This window comes from Aggregicoccus sp. 17bor-14 (assembly GCF_009659535.1).
In the GTDB taxonomy this organism is placed as follows: Bacteria; Myxococcota; Myxococcia; order Myxococcales; family Myxococcaceae; genus Aggregicoccus.
On sequence record NZ_VJZZ01000020.1, the window covers coordinates 1 to 17,414 of the forward strand.

The window sequence follows — 17,414 nt, forward strand, 5'->3', positions numbered from 1 at the left end:
GCCTCGTGTCCCGAGGCGCGGCGCGGCCCGCGGCTGGACGAGAGGCCCGAGGCGCGCGGCTCCTCGCCCTTCTTTCGCCGGGGCGAGGACGAGGAGGGCGCTCCTCGCGAGGAGGAGGAGGAGGAGCCCACCTCCGAGAGAGAGCGGGAGCTGTTGGCCCTGCAGGCCCAGACGGCGGAGACGGAGGCGGGGGCGGCGGACTTCGAGCGTCTGCTCGCAGAGGCGGATGCGTCCTCTGCCCGGCACCCGCTGGACGAGAGCGACGATGTCTCGTGCCCTTTTGACGAGACGGAGGACGTACCGCCTTCGTACGAAGAACTCTCGGAGAGCCGCCAGGAGGACGCCGGCGCCCGGGCCCTGCGCCACGAGCGCTCCTTGCATGTGGACACGGATGGTGCGCCTCACCCGCGGCAGTGGATGGAGAAGTTGCTCGAGCGCGGCGCCAAAGACGGCGCGGTGCGCGAGGCGCCGCTCGGGGTCCTGGTGTCCATCGCCTGGGGCGCCCTCGCCCTCTTCGCGCAGCGCGCGCTGTACGAGCCCGTGGATGCGGAGGAGGCGCAACTCGCCGCCGAGGCGGTGTGGGCCGCCATTCGCCGCGAGGTGCTCTCGCCCCCTCCGTCTCCCGGACGGGCGCCACCGCGCCCGCAGGACGGTTCCTCCGACGCGCCTGGAGACACTCCCGAACGGGACGCCGCGCCCGAAGCCGATGGCCCCGAGCTCGAACGCGCCGTCGCGCGGACGGCAGCCTCCGAGGCGAACGCCGGCCCGGGCGTCGCCAACCCCCCGTCGGAGGACGGACGCGCGCTGGGCGCAACGCCCGAGACGTGCGCCGCGGCAGGGGCCGCCGCTCCGCAGCCCGGGCTCGTTCATGTGCTGGGCGCAACTCCCGAGACGTGCGCCGCGGCAGGGGCCGCCGCTCCGCCGCTCGGGCTCGTTCATGTGCTGGACGCCGCCACGAGCCAGACGCGACTCCCGACGCGCTCGGCGCGCGGCCCAGGCTCGTTCGTGCGCCGGACGCGAGGTGCGAGGCGGGCGCAGTGCGCGGTGCCACGGCTCCGCAGCCCGAGCACTTCCGCGCCCCGCGCACGGCCAGGCTCAGTGTGCCCGGGCACGGCGCGCCGGGGCCTCGCCGCTGCGCAGCCACCCGTGGCGCGGCCGGGGCACGAAGCGGGGCACCGCCGCGCTGTACTGGCGGTAGCGCTCGCCGTACACCCGCACGAGGTCGCGCTCCTCCAGCCGCGCGCCCAGCAGGATGTAGCCGCTCATCCCGAGCGCGAAGACGAGGTGCCCAGGCGTCATCACCGGCGTGGCCCAGAAGGCGAGCAGGAAGCCCGCGTAGATGGGGTGGCGGATGAGCCGGTAGAGCAGCGGCGTGCGGAACTCCAGCTCCTGCGCCGTGCGGCCCCGCAGCTGCAGCCACACCTGCTGCAGCCCGAAGAGGTTGAAGTGGTTGATGAGGAAGCTGGCCGCCAGCACCAGCGCGAAGCCGGCCGCGCAGAGCGCGAGCACGAGCGCCGCCCCGCCGCCCCAGGGGATGCGCCAGAGGACCGGCGAGGGCAGGGGCCGCCACTGCCAGAAGAGCAGCAGCAGCGCCGCGCTCGAGGCGAGCACGTACACGCTGCGCTCCGCCGAGCGCGGCACGCGGCGCGTGAGCCAGGCCTTGAAGCCCGTGCGCGCCATGGCGCTGTGCTGCAGGCCGAAGAGCGCGATGAGCCCGAGGTCGATGCCCAGCGCGAGCGGCCACGGCGTCCCGCTGCGCCCCAGGTCCACGGAGGTGGGCACCCAGGTGCGCAGCACGGGCAGCGCGTCCGCGAGCGCGGAGGCCTGCACGTTGCTCACGAAGGCGACGAGGTAGAGGAAGGCGAGGACGAAGAGGGCGTAGCTCGCGACGCCGAACGCGAGGATGAAGAGCCTGCGCATCTGACTGCTCCTTCGCGGGCGTGCCGGGCCGGAGCGCCACGCCCCGTGCCACCGTCCCCGCGCACACCCTGGAGCGTGGGGCGCGCGGCCGGAGGCGGCCATGGGACAGCTGCCTCAATCTGCCCCCCGCCGGGCCCCGTCCCTGGGACAAATGTCCCGCTCAGGCGTGAAAGCCGCTCTCGTGGGCGCGCACGATGGCCTGGGCCCGGGTGTGCACGCCCAGCTTGTCGAAGACGTGGGTGACGTGGTTGCGCACCGTCTTCTCGGAGAGGAAGAGGCGGCCGGCAATCTGCGCGTTGGACCAGCCCTCGCACAGCAGCCCGAGGATCTCCCCCTCGCGTGCCGAGAGCTGCGCGAAGCCCGGCCCCACCTGCACGCCGGTGAAGCGCAGCACCTCCTGCTTGAAGCGCTCCCAGGCGGGCTCGTGCCCGAGCAGCACGTGGTTGGGCGAGTCGAGCTCGACGAACTGCGCTCCCGGAATCTCCGCGGCCAGGGCGCGCCCGTAGCGCAGCGGGATGACCTCGTCGTCGCGCGCGTGCAGCACCAGGGTGGGGGTGCGCACCCGGGGCAGCAGCGCCTTCACGTCCACGCTGCTGCGCGCCTCGAGCAGCTGCACCGCGTTCTCGGCCGTGGCCGTCTTGCGGCAGAGCGCGTTGAACCAGTCGAGCTGCTCGCGGCTCGCCCCCGGCATGAAGCGCGAGGTGAAGACCTGACGGAAGCTCGGGTTGTCCCGGCCCCAGCCGTAGCGCAGCAGCTCGAGCATCGCGTGGAACTGCCGCATGCCGGGGCCCTCGGGCCGCCGCCGCGCCCAGCCCACCGCGTAGCCGCCGTAGAGGATGAGGTGCGAGACGCGCTCGGGGTGCGCCACCGCGTAGCGCACCACCGTGGCCGCGCCCTGCGAGATGCCCAGCAGCGCGAAGGGGGCGCTGGGGCGCGCCGCCTCCACCACGGCCGAGAGGTCCTCCACCCACCGGGCCTCCGAGAGGTCGCCCACCGTCCAGTCGGACATCCCGCAGCCGCGCTCGTCGAAGCGCACGTAGCGGAAGTGCTGCGCGAAGAACTGCAGCCAGTGCCGCCACACCGGGCTCTCCCGGTCGTACTCGAGGTGGGTGAGCCAGTTGGCCGCCTTCACCAGCGGGGGGCCCCGCCCCGCCTCCGCCCACGCGAGCTGCACCCCGTCCGAGGCCCGGAGGAAGCGGATGGTCTGCGGGAGCGCCGTCGCTGCGTCCATGACAGGGCGAAGGTAGGGCCGCCCCGGCCCGGCGCGAATCGCCCTGCCGTCCGCCCCGGCAGGGAAGGGCGAGCGCGCGCTCGTCCTCCTGCTCGCGGCCTACCCGCTCCGCTGCGCGCCGGCGGCGGCCGCCGGGCCGCGGGAGAACTCCATCCCCTCGTCCTCGAGGGCCCCGTGGCGCAGCAGCGCCACGTCCAGGGGGTAGTCCTGGTTCAGCCGCCACGGGGCGCGCGGGCCCTGGCGCGGCAGCTGCGCGAGCGAGCGCAGCACGTAGCCGCTCTTGAGGTCGATGAAGGGCTCCTCGGGCAGCGCGCCCTCGGGGGCGCGCGGCAGGCAGCGCGTGTAGCCGTGCGCGTCCATGTGGTTGAGCAGGCGGCACACGTACTCGCTCACCAGGTCCACCTTCAGCGTCCAGGACGCGTTGGTGTAGCCGAGCGCGAAGGCGAAGTTCGGCACGCCGCCGAGCATCATCCCCTTGTAGCCCACCGCCTTCGACACCTCGACCGGCTGCCCGTCCACCGCGAGCGAGGTGCCGCCGAAGACGAGCAGGTTGAGGCCCGTGGCGGTGACGACCACGTCCGCCTCCAGCTCCCGGCCCGAGGCGAGCCGCAGCCCGCGCTCGGTGAAGTGCGCGATGCCGTCCGTCACCACCGAGGCGCGGCCCGCCTGGATGGCCTGGAAGAGGTCCCCGTCCGGCACGAGGCACAGGCGCTGGTCCCACGGGTCGTAGGTGGGCTGGAAGTGCGGGTCCACCGCGTAGCCCTTGGGCAGCCGGCGCTGCACCCCGCGGCGGATGAGCGCGCGCATCAGGCCGGGCGCGCGCCGGCTCAGCTTGAAGAGGGCGCGGCTCACCTGCACGTTCTTCCAGCGCACGGCGGCGTAGGCGGCCTCGCGCGGCAGCAGCCAGCGCAGCAGGTCCGCGAGCCGGTCCTTCGCCGGCAGCGAGAGCACGTAGGTGGGCGAGCGCTGCAGCATCGTCACGTGCGCGGCCTTCTCCGCCATCGCCGGCACCAGCGTCACCGCGGTGGCCCCGCTGCCGATGACCACCACCCGCTTGCCCGCGTAGTCCAGGTCCTCGGGCCAGTGCTGCGGGTGCACGATGCGCCCCCCGAAGCGCTCGCTCCCCTCGAAGCGCGGGGCGTAGCCCTGGTCGTAGCGGTAGTAGCCGGTGCAGCCGAAGAGGAAGCTGCAGCTGAGCTGCACGCGCTCCTGCGTGTCCGTGCGCTCCACCTCCACGCGCCAGCGCGACTCGGCCGAGGACCAGTCGGCGCGCACCAGGCGGTGGTGGAAGCGGATGTGCTTCTGCACCCCGTACTGCTCGGCCGTGCGCCGGATGTACGCGAGGATGCTCGGCCCGTCCGCGATCGCCTTCGCCTCCTCCCAGGGCTGGAAGGCGTAGCCCAGGGTGAACATGTCCGAGTCCGAGCGCACGCCCGGGTAGCGGAACAGGTCCCAGGTGCCCCCGATGGCGCCGCGCGCCTCGAGGATGGCGTAGGCCTTCTGCGGGCACTGGCGCTGCAGGTGGCACGCTGCGCCGATGCCCGAGAGGCCCGCGCCGATGATGAGCACGTCCACTTGTTCGCCGGAGCCGCTGGAGTCGGAAGCCATGCCGCCCATGATTCCGCAGTCAGGGCGCGCCGGCTACCCCGGCCGCGGGCTCAGGGCTGCGACTGTGCGGCGCTCGCCGGGAGGGCGGCGCGGCCGGGGCGAGGCGCGCCTCCACCTGCAGGTGCAGCAGCAGCGCCACCCCGAAGCTCGCGAGCCAGCAGCCCGCCATGGCCGCGAGCGCCGCGAGCGGCGTGAGGGGCAACCGCATGGCGAGCGCGCTGAGCACCAGCGACACCGGGAAGTGCACGAGGAAGAGGGCGTAGGAGGTGCGCGCGAGCAGCTCCACCGCGCGGCTGCGCGGCCAGCGCTCGAGCACGCCCGTGCGTGAGGCGAGCATCAGGGCCACCGCCGTGACCGCCGCCACGAGCAGGCGCAGCCGCCCGTCCACCAGCCCCGCCCCGGCCGCGAGCGCCGCGAGCACCCCGAACACGGCCCGCGCCCGCGCGCCGCCCGCGAGCGCGCGCTGCACCGAGAGCCCCAGCGCGTAGCTGCCGAAGAAGTACAGCGCCGTCACGTCCAGGGCCGGGTGGCGGTTGAAGAGCAGCACCGAGGCGGCCGCCAGCGCGCCGCACAGCGCGAGGAAGAGCCGGCGGCGAAGCGGCGGCGCCGCGCGTCCCGCGCCCCACGCGAGCAGCAGCGTGAGCGCCGCGAGCTGGAAGTCGATGGCGAGGTACCACACGCCCGCGCTCAGGGCCTCGTAGCCGAGCAGGTCCTGCAGCAGCAGCGCGTGCGCGAGCAGCTGGCCCACCGAGGGCGGCGCCGAGATGGAGGGGTGCTCCATGAGGCGCGCGGCCGCCGCGTTCGCCACCACCGCGAGCAGCAGCGCCGCCGCGTAGGGCACGGTGAGCCGCACGTAGCGCCGCGCGAGCGCCCGGGCCAGCGCGGGCAGGGAGAGCGGGCGGGCCAGGTCCAGCGAGCGGCCCATCATGAAGCCGCCGAGCACCAGGAACACCTGCACCGCCATGCGACCGTAGGTGTCCAGCCAGTCCAGGAGGCCGGGCGCGAGCGGGTGGGCCACGTCCGAGAGCGGGCCGTAGAAGGCGAGGTGGTGCCAGACGATGGTGGACGCGGCGAGCGCGCGCAGCAGGTCCACGAAGGCGAGCCGGGAGGGGGAAGAGGACATGTGTCAGACGTGGCGGGAGAGGAGCTTGCGGCTGCGCGCGTCCAGGGCGCGCACGTCCTCGATTCGGTAGCGCACGCCGTGCTCGTCGCTCAGCAGCACGCCGTGCTCCCCGAAGGGGCGGATGTGGTCCTCGGAGGGCAGGAGGAAGCGCACCTCGCCCCGGTCCGTGAGCACGTGCCAGTCGGAGGGCTCGCTGTCCGAGGCCGCGAGCACCTGGCGGATGAGCGGCATGAACTCGCGCCGCGCGAGCGCCCGCTCCACCAGCGCGCGCGACTCCGCATCCAGCCCGGAGAGCGCCGGCACGAGCAGCAGCTCGTGGCCCTGCGGCCCCACCAGGGACACCCCCTCGCCGGGCGCCGAGAGGGGCCAGGGGCGCACGGGCTGCACGCCCGCCACCTCCTCGCCCGAGGGCAGGGTGAGCACGAGCCGGCCGAAGGCGTCCTCGCGAAGGCGCGCGCTCATGCCGCGCCCTCCAGGGAGGGAACGCGGGCGGCAGCGGCGAGCTCCACCTCCTCCTGCTGCTCGCGCCGCAGCTGCGCCTCGTAGAGGCGGCGGTAGGTGCCGCCCAGGCGCAAGAGCTCCTCGTGCGGCCCCTGCTCCACGAGCTGGCCGCGGTCCAGCACCACGATGCGGTCCGCGGCGCGCAGCGTGCTCAGCCGGTGCGCGATGGCGATGGTGGTGCGCCCGCGCACGAGGTTGTCCAGCGCCGCCTGGATCTCCCGCTCGGTGCGCGGGTCGATGGCGCTGGTCGCCTCGTCGAGGATGAGGATGCGCGGGTCGATGAGCAGCGCGCGCGCGATGGAGATGCGCTGGCGCTCGCCGCCCGAGAGCGTCTGGCCGCGCTCGCCCACGATGGAGTCGTAGCCGTCCGGCAGCTGCAGGATGAAGTCGTGCGCGCGCGCCGCACGCGCGGCCTGCATGATCTGCTCGCGCGTGGCCTCGGGGCGCCCGTACGCGATGTTCTCCGCGATGGTGCCGTAGAAGAGGAAGGGGTCCTGCAGCACGATGCCGATGTTCTTGCGGTAGGCCTCGAGCGGAAACGCGCGGATGTCCGTGCCGTCCACCAGCACCGCGCCCTCGTGCGGGTCGTAGAAGCGGCAGACCAGGTTCACCAGCGTGCTCTTGCCCGCGCCCGTGGCGCCCACCACGCCCACCATCTCGCCGGGGCGGATCTTCAGCGAGAGCTCCGAGAGCACCCGCCGGGTGCCGAAGCGCAGCCCCACGCCCCTGAGCTCCACCTCGCCCTGCACCCGGCCCGGCTCCCTGGGCCGCGCGGGCTCGGGGACGCTCGGCGCGCGGTCCAGGATGTCGAAGATGCGCTGGGCGCTCGCCGCCGCCTTCTGGGTGCTGCTCGCCATGCGCGTCATCGCCTCCAGCCGCGTGTAGAAGCGCGCGATGTAGGCGAGGAAGGCGGTGAGCACGCCCACCGTGATGCGCTGCTCGTACACGCGCCACGCGCCGAAGGCCCAGGCGACCAGCAGCCCCAGCTGGTTGAGCAGGGCGACCATGGGCCAGAAGAAGGTCCACAGCCGGTTCACCCGGTCGTTGAGCTGCACGATGCGCGCGTTGGCGGCCCGGAAGCGCTCCACCTCGCGGCGCTCGGCGGCGAAGGCCTTCACCACCCGGATGCCGGGGATGGTGTCCGCGAGGATGTTGGTCATCTGCGCCCAGGCCCGGTAGCCCGCGAGGAAGCCGTGGGTGAGCCGGCCGCGCGTGCGCAGGGTGAGCCAGGCCACGAGCGGGAAGGTGCACAGCGTGGCGAGCGCCAGCACCGGGTCCATGGAGAACATCATCACGGCGGCGCCCGCGATCATCAGCACGTCGGTGATGAAGTCGGTGAGCGTGTCCGAGAGGAAGTTGCAGATGCGGTCGGTGTCGGAGCTCACCCGGCTCACCAGGTCGCCGGTGCGCTTGGTGCTGAAGAAGTCGATGGAGAGCTTCTGCAGGTGCGCGAAGGTGCCGTTGCGCAGGTCCGCGCTGATGCGCTCGCTGAGCCGGCTCAGCACCCAGCCCTGCGCCCACCCCAGCAGCCACGCGGCCACCGCCGCGAGCAGCATCCCCACCAGCACCGTGGGCACGCGGCGAAAGGGCCCCTCGGACTGCGCCTTCAGCGCCTGCAGCCGCTCGGCCTTCACCGCCGCGGGCAGCTCCGGCGCGTCGCGCACCGCGCGCACCGAGTCCTGGTAGGGCGCGAGCACCTCGTCCACCAGCGGCATGGTGAGGTAGGGCGGCACCAGCCCCGCCGCCGTGGTGGCGAGCGTGAGCATCACGCCCAAGAGCAGGTGCGCCGCGTGGGGCCGCGCGAAGCGCAGCAGCCGCAGCAGCGTGCCCACCCGCGGCGCCTGCTCGTGCGCCACGGCCTCGGGCGTCTCCGGGGCCTCCGCCGCCTCCGCGCCCTCCACCGGCGCTTCCGCCGAGGGCCCCCCGCGCGCCTCGAAGTCGCGCACGAAGGCGGCCGCGCGGCGCGCCTGTGCGATGGTGTAGGAGAAGGTGGCCAGGCGCCGCGCGTGGCCGAGCACGCCGAGCAGCCCCACGCCGCCGCGGTCCTCGCAGGTGAGGCCCGCCACCTCCTCGCGCGGCCACGCCTGCACCCCCGCGCCGTCCAGCGCGAGCAGCCCCTGCCCCGTGAGGACGAGGAGGCACGCGCCGTAGCGCTGGTGTGGGTCCAGGTCGGTGAGGAGGAAGGAGAGGACCGGCTCCTGCGCCTTCAGCCAGCCCTCGGCCGCGCGGCGCAGGGGCTCCGGGACGTCTTCCCAGCCCGGGGGCCGAGCTGTTTGTGTTGCAATCAAATTGCAAGCTCCAGCGAGCAGCCGAGGAGGGGTCGGCGCCGCCAAGGTGAATTTGTGGACAGAATCTGTGTATACATCTCCTGCGGGCGCCGTGGCGCGCCCGGCCTATGGAGTTCCTCAACATCCTGGCCCTGCGCGGGCCGAACTACTGGTCCCGCCGCTCGGTCCTCGAGGTGTGGGTGGACCTGGGCGAGCTGAAGGACTCTCCGTCCAACACGCTGCCCGGGCTCTACGAGCGCCTCTACGCCGCGCTGCCCAGCCTCTACGAGCACCGCTGCGGCATCGGCGAGCCGGGCGGCTTCCTCTTGCGGCTCAAGGACGGCACCTACGCGGGCCACATCCTCGAGCACCTCGCCCTGGAGCTGCAGTCGCTCGCGGGCACGCCGGTGGGCTTCGGCAAGGCGCGCGAGACGGACACGCCCGGCATCTACAAGGTGGCGGTGCGCTACCAGGAGGAGGCCGTGGGGCGCGCCGCGCTCTTCGCCGCGCGCGAGCTCCTGCTCGCCTCCATCCAGGGCCGCCCCTTCGACGTGGCGGCCGCGGTGCGCGAGCTCAAGGCGCTGGTGAGCGACGTCGCGCTGGGGCCCAGCACCCAGTGCATCGTGCAGGCCGCCCAGGCGCGCAACATCCCCGTGCAGCGGCTCAACGAGGGCAGCCTCGTGCAGCTGGGCCACGGCTCGAAGCAGCGCCGGGTGTGGACGGCGGAGACGGACGGCACCGGCGCGGTGGCGGAGTCCATCGCGCAGGACAAGGAGCTGACGAAGGAGCTCTTGCGGCGCGCGGGCGTCCCGGTGCCCGAGGGGCGCGTGGTGACGAGCGCCCTGGACGCGTGGGAGGCCGCGCAGGAGGTGGGCCTGCCGGTGGTGGTGAAGCCGCGCGACGGCAACCACGGCCGCGCGGTGTTCATCGAGCTGAGCGAGCGCGCGCAGGTGGAGGCCGCGTACGCCGAGGCCCGCGAGGAGGGCTCGGGCGTGCTGGTGGAGCGCTTCGTGCCCGGCAACGAGCACCGCCTGCTGGTGGTGGGCGGCCGGGTGGTCGCGGCCGCGCGCGGCGAGACCGCGTACGTCACGGGCGACGGCGAGCACAGCGTGGAGCAGCTCATCGCCCTGCAGCTCAACAGCGACCCGCGCCGCGGCGACGGCGACGAGTGCCCCCTCAACCCGGTGAGCATCGACCGCGTCACCCGCGCGGACCTCGAGCGCCAGGGCCTCAGCCCCACGGCGGTGCCGGCGCCGGGCGTGCGCGTGCTCATCCAGCGCAACGGCAACGTGGCCTTCGACTGCACGGACGAGGTGCACCCCCGCGTGGCGGAGCAGGTGGCGCTCGCGGCGCGCGTGGTGGGCCTGGACATCGCGGGCATCGACCTGGTGGCGCAGGACATCTCGCGCCCGCTCGAGGAGCAGGGCGGGGCGCTGGTGGAGGTGAACGCCGGGCCCGGGCTGCACCCGCACCTGCGCCCGGCGGTGGGCACCCCCCGCCCGGTGGGCGAGGCCATCGTGGATGCGCTCTTCGCCTCCGGGCAGGACGGCCGCATCCCCACGGTGTGCGTCACCGGCACCAACGGCAAGACGGTGGTCACCCGGCTCGTCGCGCACCTGCTGCGGGACGGCAAGACGCGCGTGGGCGTGGCCTGCTCCGAGGGCGTCTTCGCCGGGGACCGGACCCTGGAGCGCTCGGACTGCGCGGGGCCGCGCTCGGCGCGAAGGCTCCTGATGAATCCCGGGGTGGATGCCGCCGTCGTGGAGGCCGGGCGCGGGGGAATCCTGCGCGAGGGGCTGGGCTTCGACCGCTGCCACGTGGCGGTGGTCACCAACCTCCAGGAGCCGGATCACTTGGGCCGCAGCCACATCAACACGGTGGAGCAGATGTACAGCGTGAAGCGCTGCCCGGTGGACGTGGTGCTGCCGGAGGGCTGCGCCGTGCTCAACGCCGCGGACCCCTGGGTGGCGAAGATGGCGGAGCTGTCCGCAGGCTCCGTCACCTTCTTCGCGCAGGACCCTGCCACGCCCGTGCTCGCCGAGCACCGGGCGCGCGGGCTGCGGGCGGTGTGCGTGCGCGACGGGCAGCTCGTCCTCGCCGAAGGAGAGCAGGAGACGCCCGTGGTGGCGCTCTCCGAGCTCGCCTTCACCCGCGGCGGACAGGTGGCCTTCCAGGTGGACAACGCGCTCGCAGCGGCCGCGGCGGGCTGGGCGCTGGGGCTCTCGCCCGGGCAGCTGCGCGAGCGGCTCTGCTCCTTCCCCGCCGGCCGCGAGACGCCGGGCCGCTTCGAGGTCTTCCAGGCCCACGGGGCCACCGTGGTGGTGGACGACGCGCACAACCCCGCTGCGCTCGCGGCGGTGCTCGCGGCGCTCGCCGGGATGCCCGCCTCGCGGCGCACCGCGGTGTACTCGGCCGGCGCCTTCCGCCGCGACGAGGACCTGGTGCGCCAGGGCGCGCTGCTCGCCGCCCACTTCGACCGGGTGCTGCTCTACCAGGACGCCTCCACGCTGGACCGCGCGGACGGCGAGCTCTTCGCGCTGCTGCGCCAGGGGCTCGCGAGCGCGGCGCGGGCCGAGCGGCCCCTCAAGGTTGAAGAGCTGCGCACGCACGCGGAGGCCGTCGCGCGCGCGCTTGCCTCCTTGCGCCCCGGAGAGCTGTTGCTGGTGCAGACCGAGGATGCGGGCACCGCCGCGGCCGTGCAGGCCGTGCAGGCATGGGCGGACCGGGACTTCACGCGGGTGGCGGAGTCATGAGCGCACCCGACACGACGCTTCAGGAACACACAGGTAGGTCAGCGATGGAGCTTGTTTCCGTTCGGGCGCTGCGAGGCCCCAATATCTGGACGCGCCGCACCGTGCTCGTGGTCACGCTGCGCGTCGCCGCCGTGGTCATGGCCGCCACCGCCGAGGCCGTCCCCGCCGAGGCCCTGGCCGCCGAGGAGCTGGAGACGCGCGTGCGCCAGCACCTGCCGCAGCTGCCGGTGCCCTCGCTGAAGCTCTCGCACGCCGCCGCGCTGCCGCTGATGTTCGAGCGCGTGGCGCGGGGGCTGCTGCTCGGCGCGGGCTGCGCTGCGGAGTTCAGCCGCGTGAGCCCCACCCAGGCGCAGGACACCTGGGAGGTGGTGCTCGAGTACGGCGAGGAGCCGGTGGGCCGCAAGGCGGTGGCGGACGCGCACGCGCTCCTGCAGGCCGCCGCCTCGGGCCAGCCCTACGACGCGCAGGCGGCCATCAAGGAGCTGCGCGCGCTGGACGAGAACAGCCGCCTGGGCCCCACCACGGGCTCCATCGCGCGCGCCGCGCTCGCGCGCGGCATCCCGGTGCGCCGGCTCAACGAGGGCAGCCTCGTGCAGTTCGGCTGGGGCGCGCGCCAGCGGCGCATCCTCGCCTCGGAGACGGACCGCACGGGCGCCATCGGCGAGTCCATCGCGCAGGACAAGGAGCTGACCAAGACGCTCTTGCGCGCGGTGGGCGTGCCGGTGCCCGCGGGGCGCGCGGTGGAGAGCGCCGAGGACGCGTGGGACGCCGCGCTCGAGGTGGGCCTGCCGGTGGTGCTCAAGCCGCGCTACGGCAGCCAGGGCCGCGGCGTGGCGGTGAACCTCCAGTCCAAGGAGCAGGTGCTCGCCGCCTATGCCTCCGCGCGAGAGCACGGCTCCTCCATCCTGGTGGAGAAGTGCGCCACCGGCATGGACCACCGCCTGCTGGTCATCGGCCACAAGCTGGTGGCGGCCGCGCGCCGCGAGCCCCCGCAGGTGACGGGCGACGGCGTGCGCAGCGTGGCGGAGCTGGTGGACGAGGTGAACCGCGACCCGCAGCGCGGCGAGGACCACGCCACCTCCCTGAGCAAGATTCCCCTGGATGCCATCGCGCTCGGCGTGCTCGCGGAGCAGGGGCTCGTGGCGGAGAGCGTGCCGCAGCTGGGCCAGCGCGTGCTCTTGCGGCGCAACGCGAACCTGTCCACCGGCGGCTCGGCCGCGGACGTGACGGACATCGTCCACCCGGACGTGGCGGCGCTCGCGGTGGACGCGGCCCGCATGGTGGGCCTGGACGTGTGCGGGGTGGACGTGGTGTGCCACGACATCACCCGGCCGCTCGAGGAGCAGGGCGGGGTGTTCGTGGAGGTGAACGCGGCGCCCGGCTTCCGCATGCACCTCGCCCCCTCGCGGGGCCTGCCGCGCCCCGTGGGCGAGGCGGTGATGTCCACCCTCTTCTCCGGGGGTGAGCAGGGCCGCATCCCCACCGTGGCCGTCACCGGCAACAACGGGAAGACCACCACCGTGCGGCTCATCGCGCACCTCCTCGAGGGGCGCGGCCTGAAGGTGGGCATGACCTGCACGGACGGCGTGTACGTGGGCGGCCGCCGCATCGACACCGGGGACTGCTCGGGCCCCAAGAGCGCGCGCTCCGTGCTGGCCAACCCCAGCGTGGAGGCGGCGGTGCTGGAGACGGCGCGCGGCGGCATCCTGCGCGAGGGCCTCGGCTTCGACCGCTGCGACGTCGCCGTGCTCACCAACATCGGCGAGGGCGACCACCTGGGCATGAACGAGATCGACACGCCGCAGCAGCTCGCGGCGGTCAAGCGCGTCATCGCCGAGAACGTGTCCTCGACGGGCCACGTGGTGCTCAACGCCGCGGACCCGCTCACGCTCGCGATGGCCGCGCGCGCGAGCGGCCCGGTCACCCTGTTCGCGCTGGACAAGGACCTGCCCGCGCTGCAGGCGCACCGCGCGCGCGGCGGCCGCGCTGTCTACGTGGACGGCGGCACGGTCGTTGCGGCCGAGGGTGCGAGCGAGACCGCGCTCGTGGCCGTGGACGCGATTCCCCTCACCCGCGGCGGGCGCATCCGCTTCCAGGTGGAGAACGTGCTCGCGGCGGTGGGCGCGGGCTGGGGCCTGGGGCTGCCGTGGGAGAGCGTGCGCGCGGGGCTGCTCAGCTTCGCGAACGACTTCCAGAGCGCGCCGGGCCGCTTCAACGTGGTGGAGCACAACGGCGCCACCATCATCGTGGACTACGGGCACAACGTGGACGCCTTCGCGGCGCTCGTGGACGCGGTGAACCGCCTGCCCAGCCAGCGCCGCATCGCGGTGCTCACCGGCGCGGGCGACCGGCGCGACATGGACCTGCAGCGGCTCGGGGAGATCCTGGGCAACCACTTCGACGAGGTGGGGCTCTTCGAGGACGCGTGCAACCGCGGCCGCAAGGACGGCGAGGTCATCGAGCTCTTGCGCCGGGGCGTCGCCACCGGCAGCCGCGTCTCGCACGTGGCGGAGTTCCGCGGCGAGCTCGTGGCGCTCGAGGCCACGCTGCGCCGCCTGCGCCCCGGCGACATCGGGCTGCTGCTCATCGACGAGGTGGACCGCTCGCTCGCGTGGCTGCGGGAGTACCTCGCGGGCGGACAGCCGGCGGCGCTCGTCGCCTAGTGTCCCCTCTTCCCCTGGGAGAGGGTCAGGGTGAGGGAAGCGCGGACCCGGACCGCCGGGCCGCGCGCGCACCTACCAGCGCAGCTTCAGCACGAAGCGGTCGGCCTCGCGCACGGCCACCGTCACCTCGGGCTGGAGCCCGCTGCGCAGCATCACCGACTCGATGATGCCGGCGGCGAACTCCACGGACGGGTAGGGGTCGCGCAGCTCGAAGTGCCAGGTGCGCTCGCCCTGCGGGCTCACCGTGATGACCGAGCTGCTGTTGCCGGTGAGGAAGAAGCGCGGCAGCTGCTTGATGAGGCCCTCCGCGCCGAACACCGGCAGCAGCACGCCCACGGTGCGCCCGGCGAGCGTCTTGAAGAAGCCGGAGACGAAGAGCCGGCCCACCTCCCACTGGGCATCGGCGGGCGCGCGCTCGGGGAACAGCTCGCGCCCGGCCACCCTCAGCACGTTCTGCAGCACGGCGGAGGAGTAGACGGGCTCGGGGCGGGTGACGTCGTAGCCGGCCTCGCGCAGCGCCGCGGCGAAGGGGGTGCCGGGCTCCACGGGCACCATGTGCTTGAACAGCCCCTCCAGCACCGAGTGCTTGATGTAGCCGCCGCCGGGACCCGGGGTCACTGCCTTCATGGAACCTGCCTTCCGTGCGAGCGCCGGGGGGCAGTCTAGAGCAGCTTCGGGGTGGGACGAGAGGGGTGGGGCCGGGTGCCTGCGGACCCTCCGGCGGGGGCGCTGCCGGGCGCCCGGCGGCCGCAGGGCGTCTGGACGGCTCCACGTGGGGCGGGGGAGCGGGCGGCGTGAGGGCCTCCGGACACCCTGGCCCCCCGGCGTGCGAGAGCGGCCGCGGGGCGGCACCGGGAGCGTTAGATTCGGGCATGCGCTCCCGTCCGTCCGGCCGCTCCCCGCTCGTGGTGGCGGAGCTGGGCCCCACGAACACCGGCAAGACCCACCGCGCCATCGAGCGGATGCTCGAGCACGGGAGCGGGATGATGGGGCTGCCGCTGCGCCTGCTCGCCCGCGAGGTGTACGACCGGGTGACGGCCCGGGTGGGCGAGGGCCGGGTGGCGCTGATGACGGGCGAGGAGAAGCGCCTGCCGCCGCGCGCGGACTACTGGATCTGCACCGTGGAGGCGATGCCCACCGACCGCGAGGTGGACTTCCTCGCGGTGGACGAGATCCAGCTCGCCGCGCACCGCGAGCGCGGCCACGTCTTCACGGACCGCCTGCTGCACGCGCGCGGGCGGGCCGAGACCTGGTTCCTCGGCGCGGACACGATGCGCCCGCTCATCCACGAGCTCATCCCGCAGGCCGCGGTGCGCCGCGCCACGCGCATGTCCCAGCTGCGCTCCTTCGGGCGGCGCTCGCTCAAGGGCCTGCCGCCGCGCTCCGCCGTGGTGGCCTTCAGCGCGGACCGCGTCTACGAGCTCGCCGAGGCGCTGCGCCACCTGCGCGGCGGCGTCGCGGTGGTGCTCGGCTCGCTCAGCCCGCGCACGCGCAACGCCCAGGTGGCGATGTACCAGGCGGGGGAGGTGCAGTACCTCGTGGCCACCGACGCCATCGGCATGGGCCTCAACCTGGACATCAACCACGTGGCCTTCGCGGGCCTCTCCAAGTACGACGGCGCCGAGCAGCGCGAGCTGTACCCGGACGAGCTCGCGCAGATTGCCGGTCGCGCCGGGCGCCACCTCAACGACGGCAGCTTCGGGACGTTGAACCCCTTGCCCGAGCTGCCGCCGCGCGTGGTCTCGGCCATCGAGTCCCACCGCTTCCCAGCCGTGCGAAGGCTGGTGTGGCGCTCCTCCACACTGGACTTCGGAAGCCCCGAGGCCCTGCTGGACTCGCTCGCGCGCGCCCCCGACCATCCGGCCTTCCAGCGCGTGGAGCGCGCGGACGACTTCGATGCGCTGCGCGCGCTCGCGCAGCTGCCCGCCGTGCAGGACGTCACCCGCGACCCGGCCGCCGTGCAGCTGCTGTGGCAGGTGTGCCAGGTGCCCGACTTCCGCAAGGGCCTCTTCGGCCAGCACGTGGCGCTCTTGCGCGACACCTTCCTCCAGCTCACGGCCGGTGACGGGCGGCTCGAGCAGGCCTGGCTCGCGCGGCAGGTGAACCCGCTGGAGGACGTGAGCGGGGACATCCACACGCTGATGGACCGGCTCGCCGCCATCCGCATCTGGACCTACGTGAGCCACCGCTCCGCCTGGCTGCACGAGGCCGAGGCCTGGCAGGAGCGCACGCGCCGCATCGAGGACGCGCTGGGAGACGCGCTGCACGCGCGGCTGGTGGAGCGCTTCGTGCACCGCGCGGCCCGCCTCAGCGCCCGGCGCTTCGCCCGCGCCGCCGCGCGCCCCACGGCCGCCCCGGACAGCCCCTTCGCGAAGCTGGGCCTCCTGCGCGACGAGCTGGTGGACGCGGACGGCGGCGTGATGACGGAAGAGCAGTTCGTGGAGCGCGTGGTGGACGCGACCCACGAGGCCTTCGAGGTGACGCCCGCGGGTGTCGTCTCCTTCGAGGGCCAGCTGCTCGCGCGCCTCGTGCCCGGCAACGACCGGCGCTCGCCGCAGGTGGCGCTGAGCGAGCCGGACGTGTGGACGGGCGGCGCGCGCCGGCGCCTCGAGCGGCGCCTCGTGGCGCTCACGCGCGACCTGGTCACCGAGGCGATGGGCGGCTTTCCCGCGGACACCCTCACCGGCGAGGGGCAGGCCCCACCGCTGCGCGGCCTCGCGTACCGGCTCGCGCAGGGGCTGGGGGTGGTGCCCCAGCACGAGGCGCACGAGCAGTGGCGGCTGCTCGACGAGCCCACGCGCCAGCGCCTGCGCGAGCTGGGCATCCGCGAGGGCCAGCGCTACCTCTACGTCGCGGACGCGCTCCTGCCCCAGGCCCTCGAGCGCCGCTGCATGCTCACCGCCCTCTTCGAGCAGCAGCCCCTGCCCGCGGGCGCGCCCGGCGACGCGGTGCTCGCGCTCGCGGCGCTGGGGGGAAGGGATGCGCAGCGGCTCGGCTACGCGGCCGTGGGCCCGGTGGCGCTGCGCATCGACATCCTCGAGCGCCTGCTCGAGGGGCTGCGCGCCCCGCAGGGGATGCCCGGAGTGAACGCGCTGCTGCAGGAGCTGGACCTGGTGGGCGGCGTGCGCGCGCAGGTGCTGCGCGAGCTCGGCGCGCCTGCGTCCGAAGCACCCGCGGGGCCGAGGCGCCGGCGCCGGCGCGAGCGCCGGGAGCCCGTCGCGCCCGCGCCGCAGCCGTCTCCTCCCGTGCAGAGCGCGGAGCCCGTGTACATCCGCATCAAGCGGCTGCCGCGCCCGGACGCGGCGCCCGCGAAGCCCGCCGCGGTGGACGAGGACGCGCAGGCCTGAG

Annotated in this window: 10 protein-coding genes; 3 read left to right on the forward strand and 7 right to left on the reverse strand. The window is 74.4% G+C overall.

Annotated elements, in window-relative coordinates; all coding sequences use genetic code 11:
• Positions 1–1,095: 1,095 nt before the first annotated feature.
• The 6 genes from mddA to FGE12_RS27185 form a co-directional block, all read right to left on the reverse strand.
• Positions 1,096–1,920, reverse strand: a complete 825-nt coding sequence (mddA, locus tag FGE12_RS27160) for a methanethiol S-methyltransferase (protein ID WP_153869544.1) — start codon at positions 1,918–1,920, stop codon at positions 1,096–1,098.
• Positions 1,921–2,080: 160 nt separating this feature from the next.
• Positions 2,081–3,151, reverse strand: a complete 1,071-nt coding sequence (locus tag FGE12_RS27165) for an alpha/beta fold hydrolase (protein WP_153869545.1) — start codon at positions 3,149–3,151, stop codon at positions 2,081–2,083.
• Between the two features lie 99 nt (positions 3,152–3,250).
• Positions 3,251–4,759 carry an NAD(P)/FAD-dependent oxidoreductase gene (locus FGE12_RS27170; protein WP_153869546.1) on the reverse strand — a complete coding sequence of 503 codons (1,509 nt, stop codon included), beginning with the start codon at positions 4,757–4,759 and terminating at the stop codon, positions 3,251–3,253.
• A gap of 19 nt (positions 4,760–4,778) precedes the next feature.
• Entirely contained in the window at positions 4,779–5,882 is a 1,104-nt protein-coding gene (locus FGE12_RS27175) for an acyltransferase (protein WP_153869547.1), read from the reverse strand.
• 3 nt (positions 5,883–5,885) lie between these two features.
• Positions 5,886–6,344 carry a DUF1854 domain-containing protein gene (locus FGE12_RS27180; RefSeq protein WP_153869548.1) on the reverse strand — a complete coding sequence of 153 codons (459 nt, stop codon included), beginning with the start codon at positions 6,342–6,344 and terminating at the stop codon, positions 5,886–5,888.
• Positions 6,341–8,671 carry an ABC transporter ATP-binding protein gene (locus FGE12_RS27185; RefSeq protein WP_228531153.1) on the reverse strand — a complete coding sequence of 777 codons (2,331 nt, stop codon included), beginning with the start codon at positions 8,669–8,671 and terminating at the stop codon, positions 6,341–6,343. The genes FGE12_RS27180 and FGE12_RS27185 overlap by 4 nt, the downstream gene beginning before the upstream one ends.
• Before the next feature lie 107 nt (positions 8,672–8,778).
• Here FGE12_RS27185 and cphA (FGE12_RS27190) point away from each other — a divergent pair, with 107 nt between their 5' ends.
• Positions 8,779–11,403 (forward strand): cyanophycin synthetase, encoded by a 2,625-nt coding sequence (gene cphA, locus FGE12_RS27190; protein ID WP_153869549.1) that lies wholly within the window; start codon positions 8,779–8,781, stop codon positions 11,401–11,403.
• A 44-nt stretch (positions 11,404–11,447) separates the two neighbouring features.
• On the forward strand, positions 11,448–14,066 hold the full coding sequence (cphA, locus tag FGE12_RS27195; RefSeq protein ID WP_153869550.1) for a cyanophycin synthetase: 2,619 nt from the start codon (positions 11,448–11,450) through the stop codon (positions 14,064–14,066).
• Between the two features lie 72 nt (positions 14,067–14,138).
• On the opposite strand, the gene FGE12_RS27200 is transcribed toward cphA (FGE12_RS27195), so the two are convergent.
• Positions 14,139–14,693, reverse strand: a complete 555-nt coding sequence (locus FGE12_RS27200; protein ID WP_153869551.1) for a DUF2378 family protein — start codon at positions 14,691–14,693, stop codon at positions 14,139–14,141.
• A 245-nt stretch (positions 14,694–14,938) separates the two neighbouring features.
• On the opposite strand from FGE12_RS27200, the gene FGE12_RS27205 reads away from it, so the two are divergent.
• Entirely contained in the window at positions 14,939–17,413 is a 2,475-nt protein-coding gene (locus FGE12_RS27205; protein WP_153869552.1) for a helicase-related protein, read from the forward strand.
• Position 17,414: the final 1 nt, after the last annotated feature.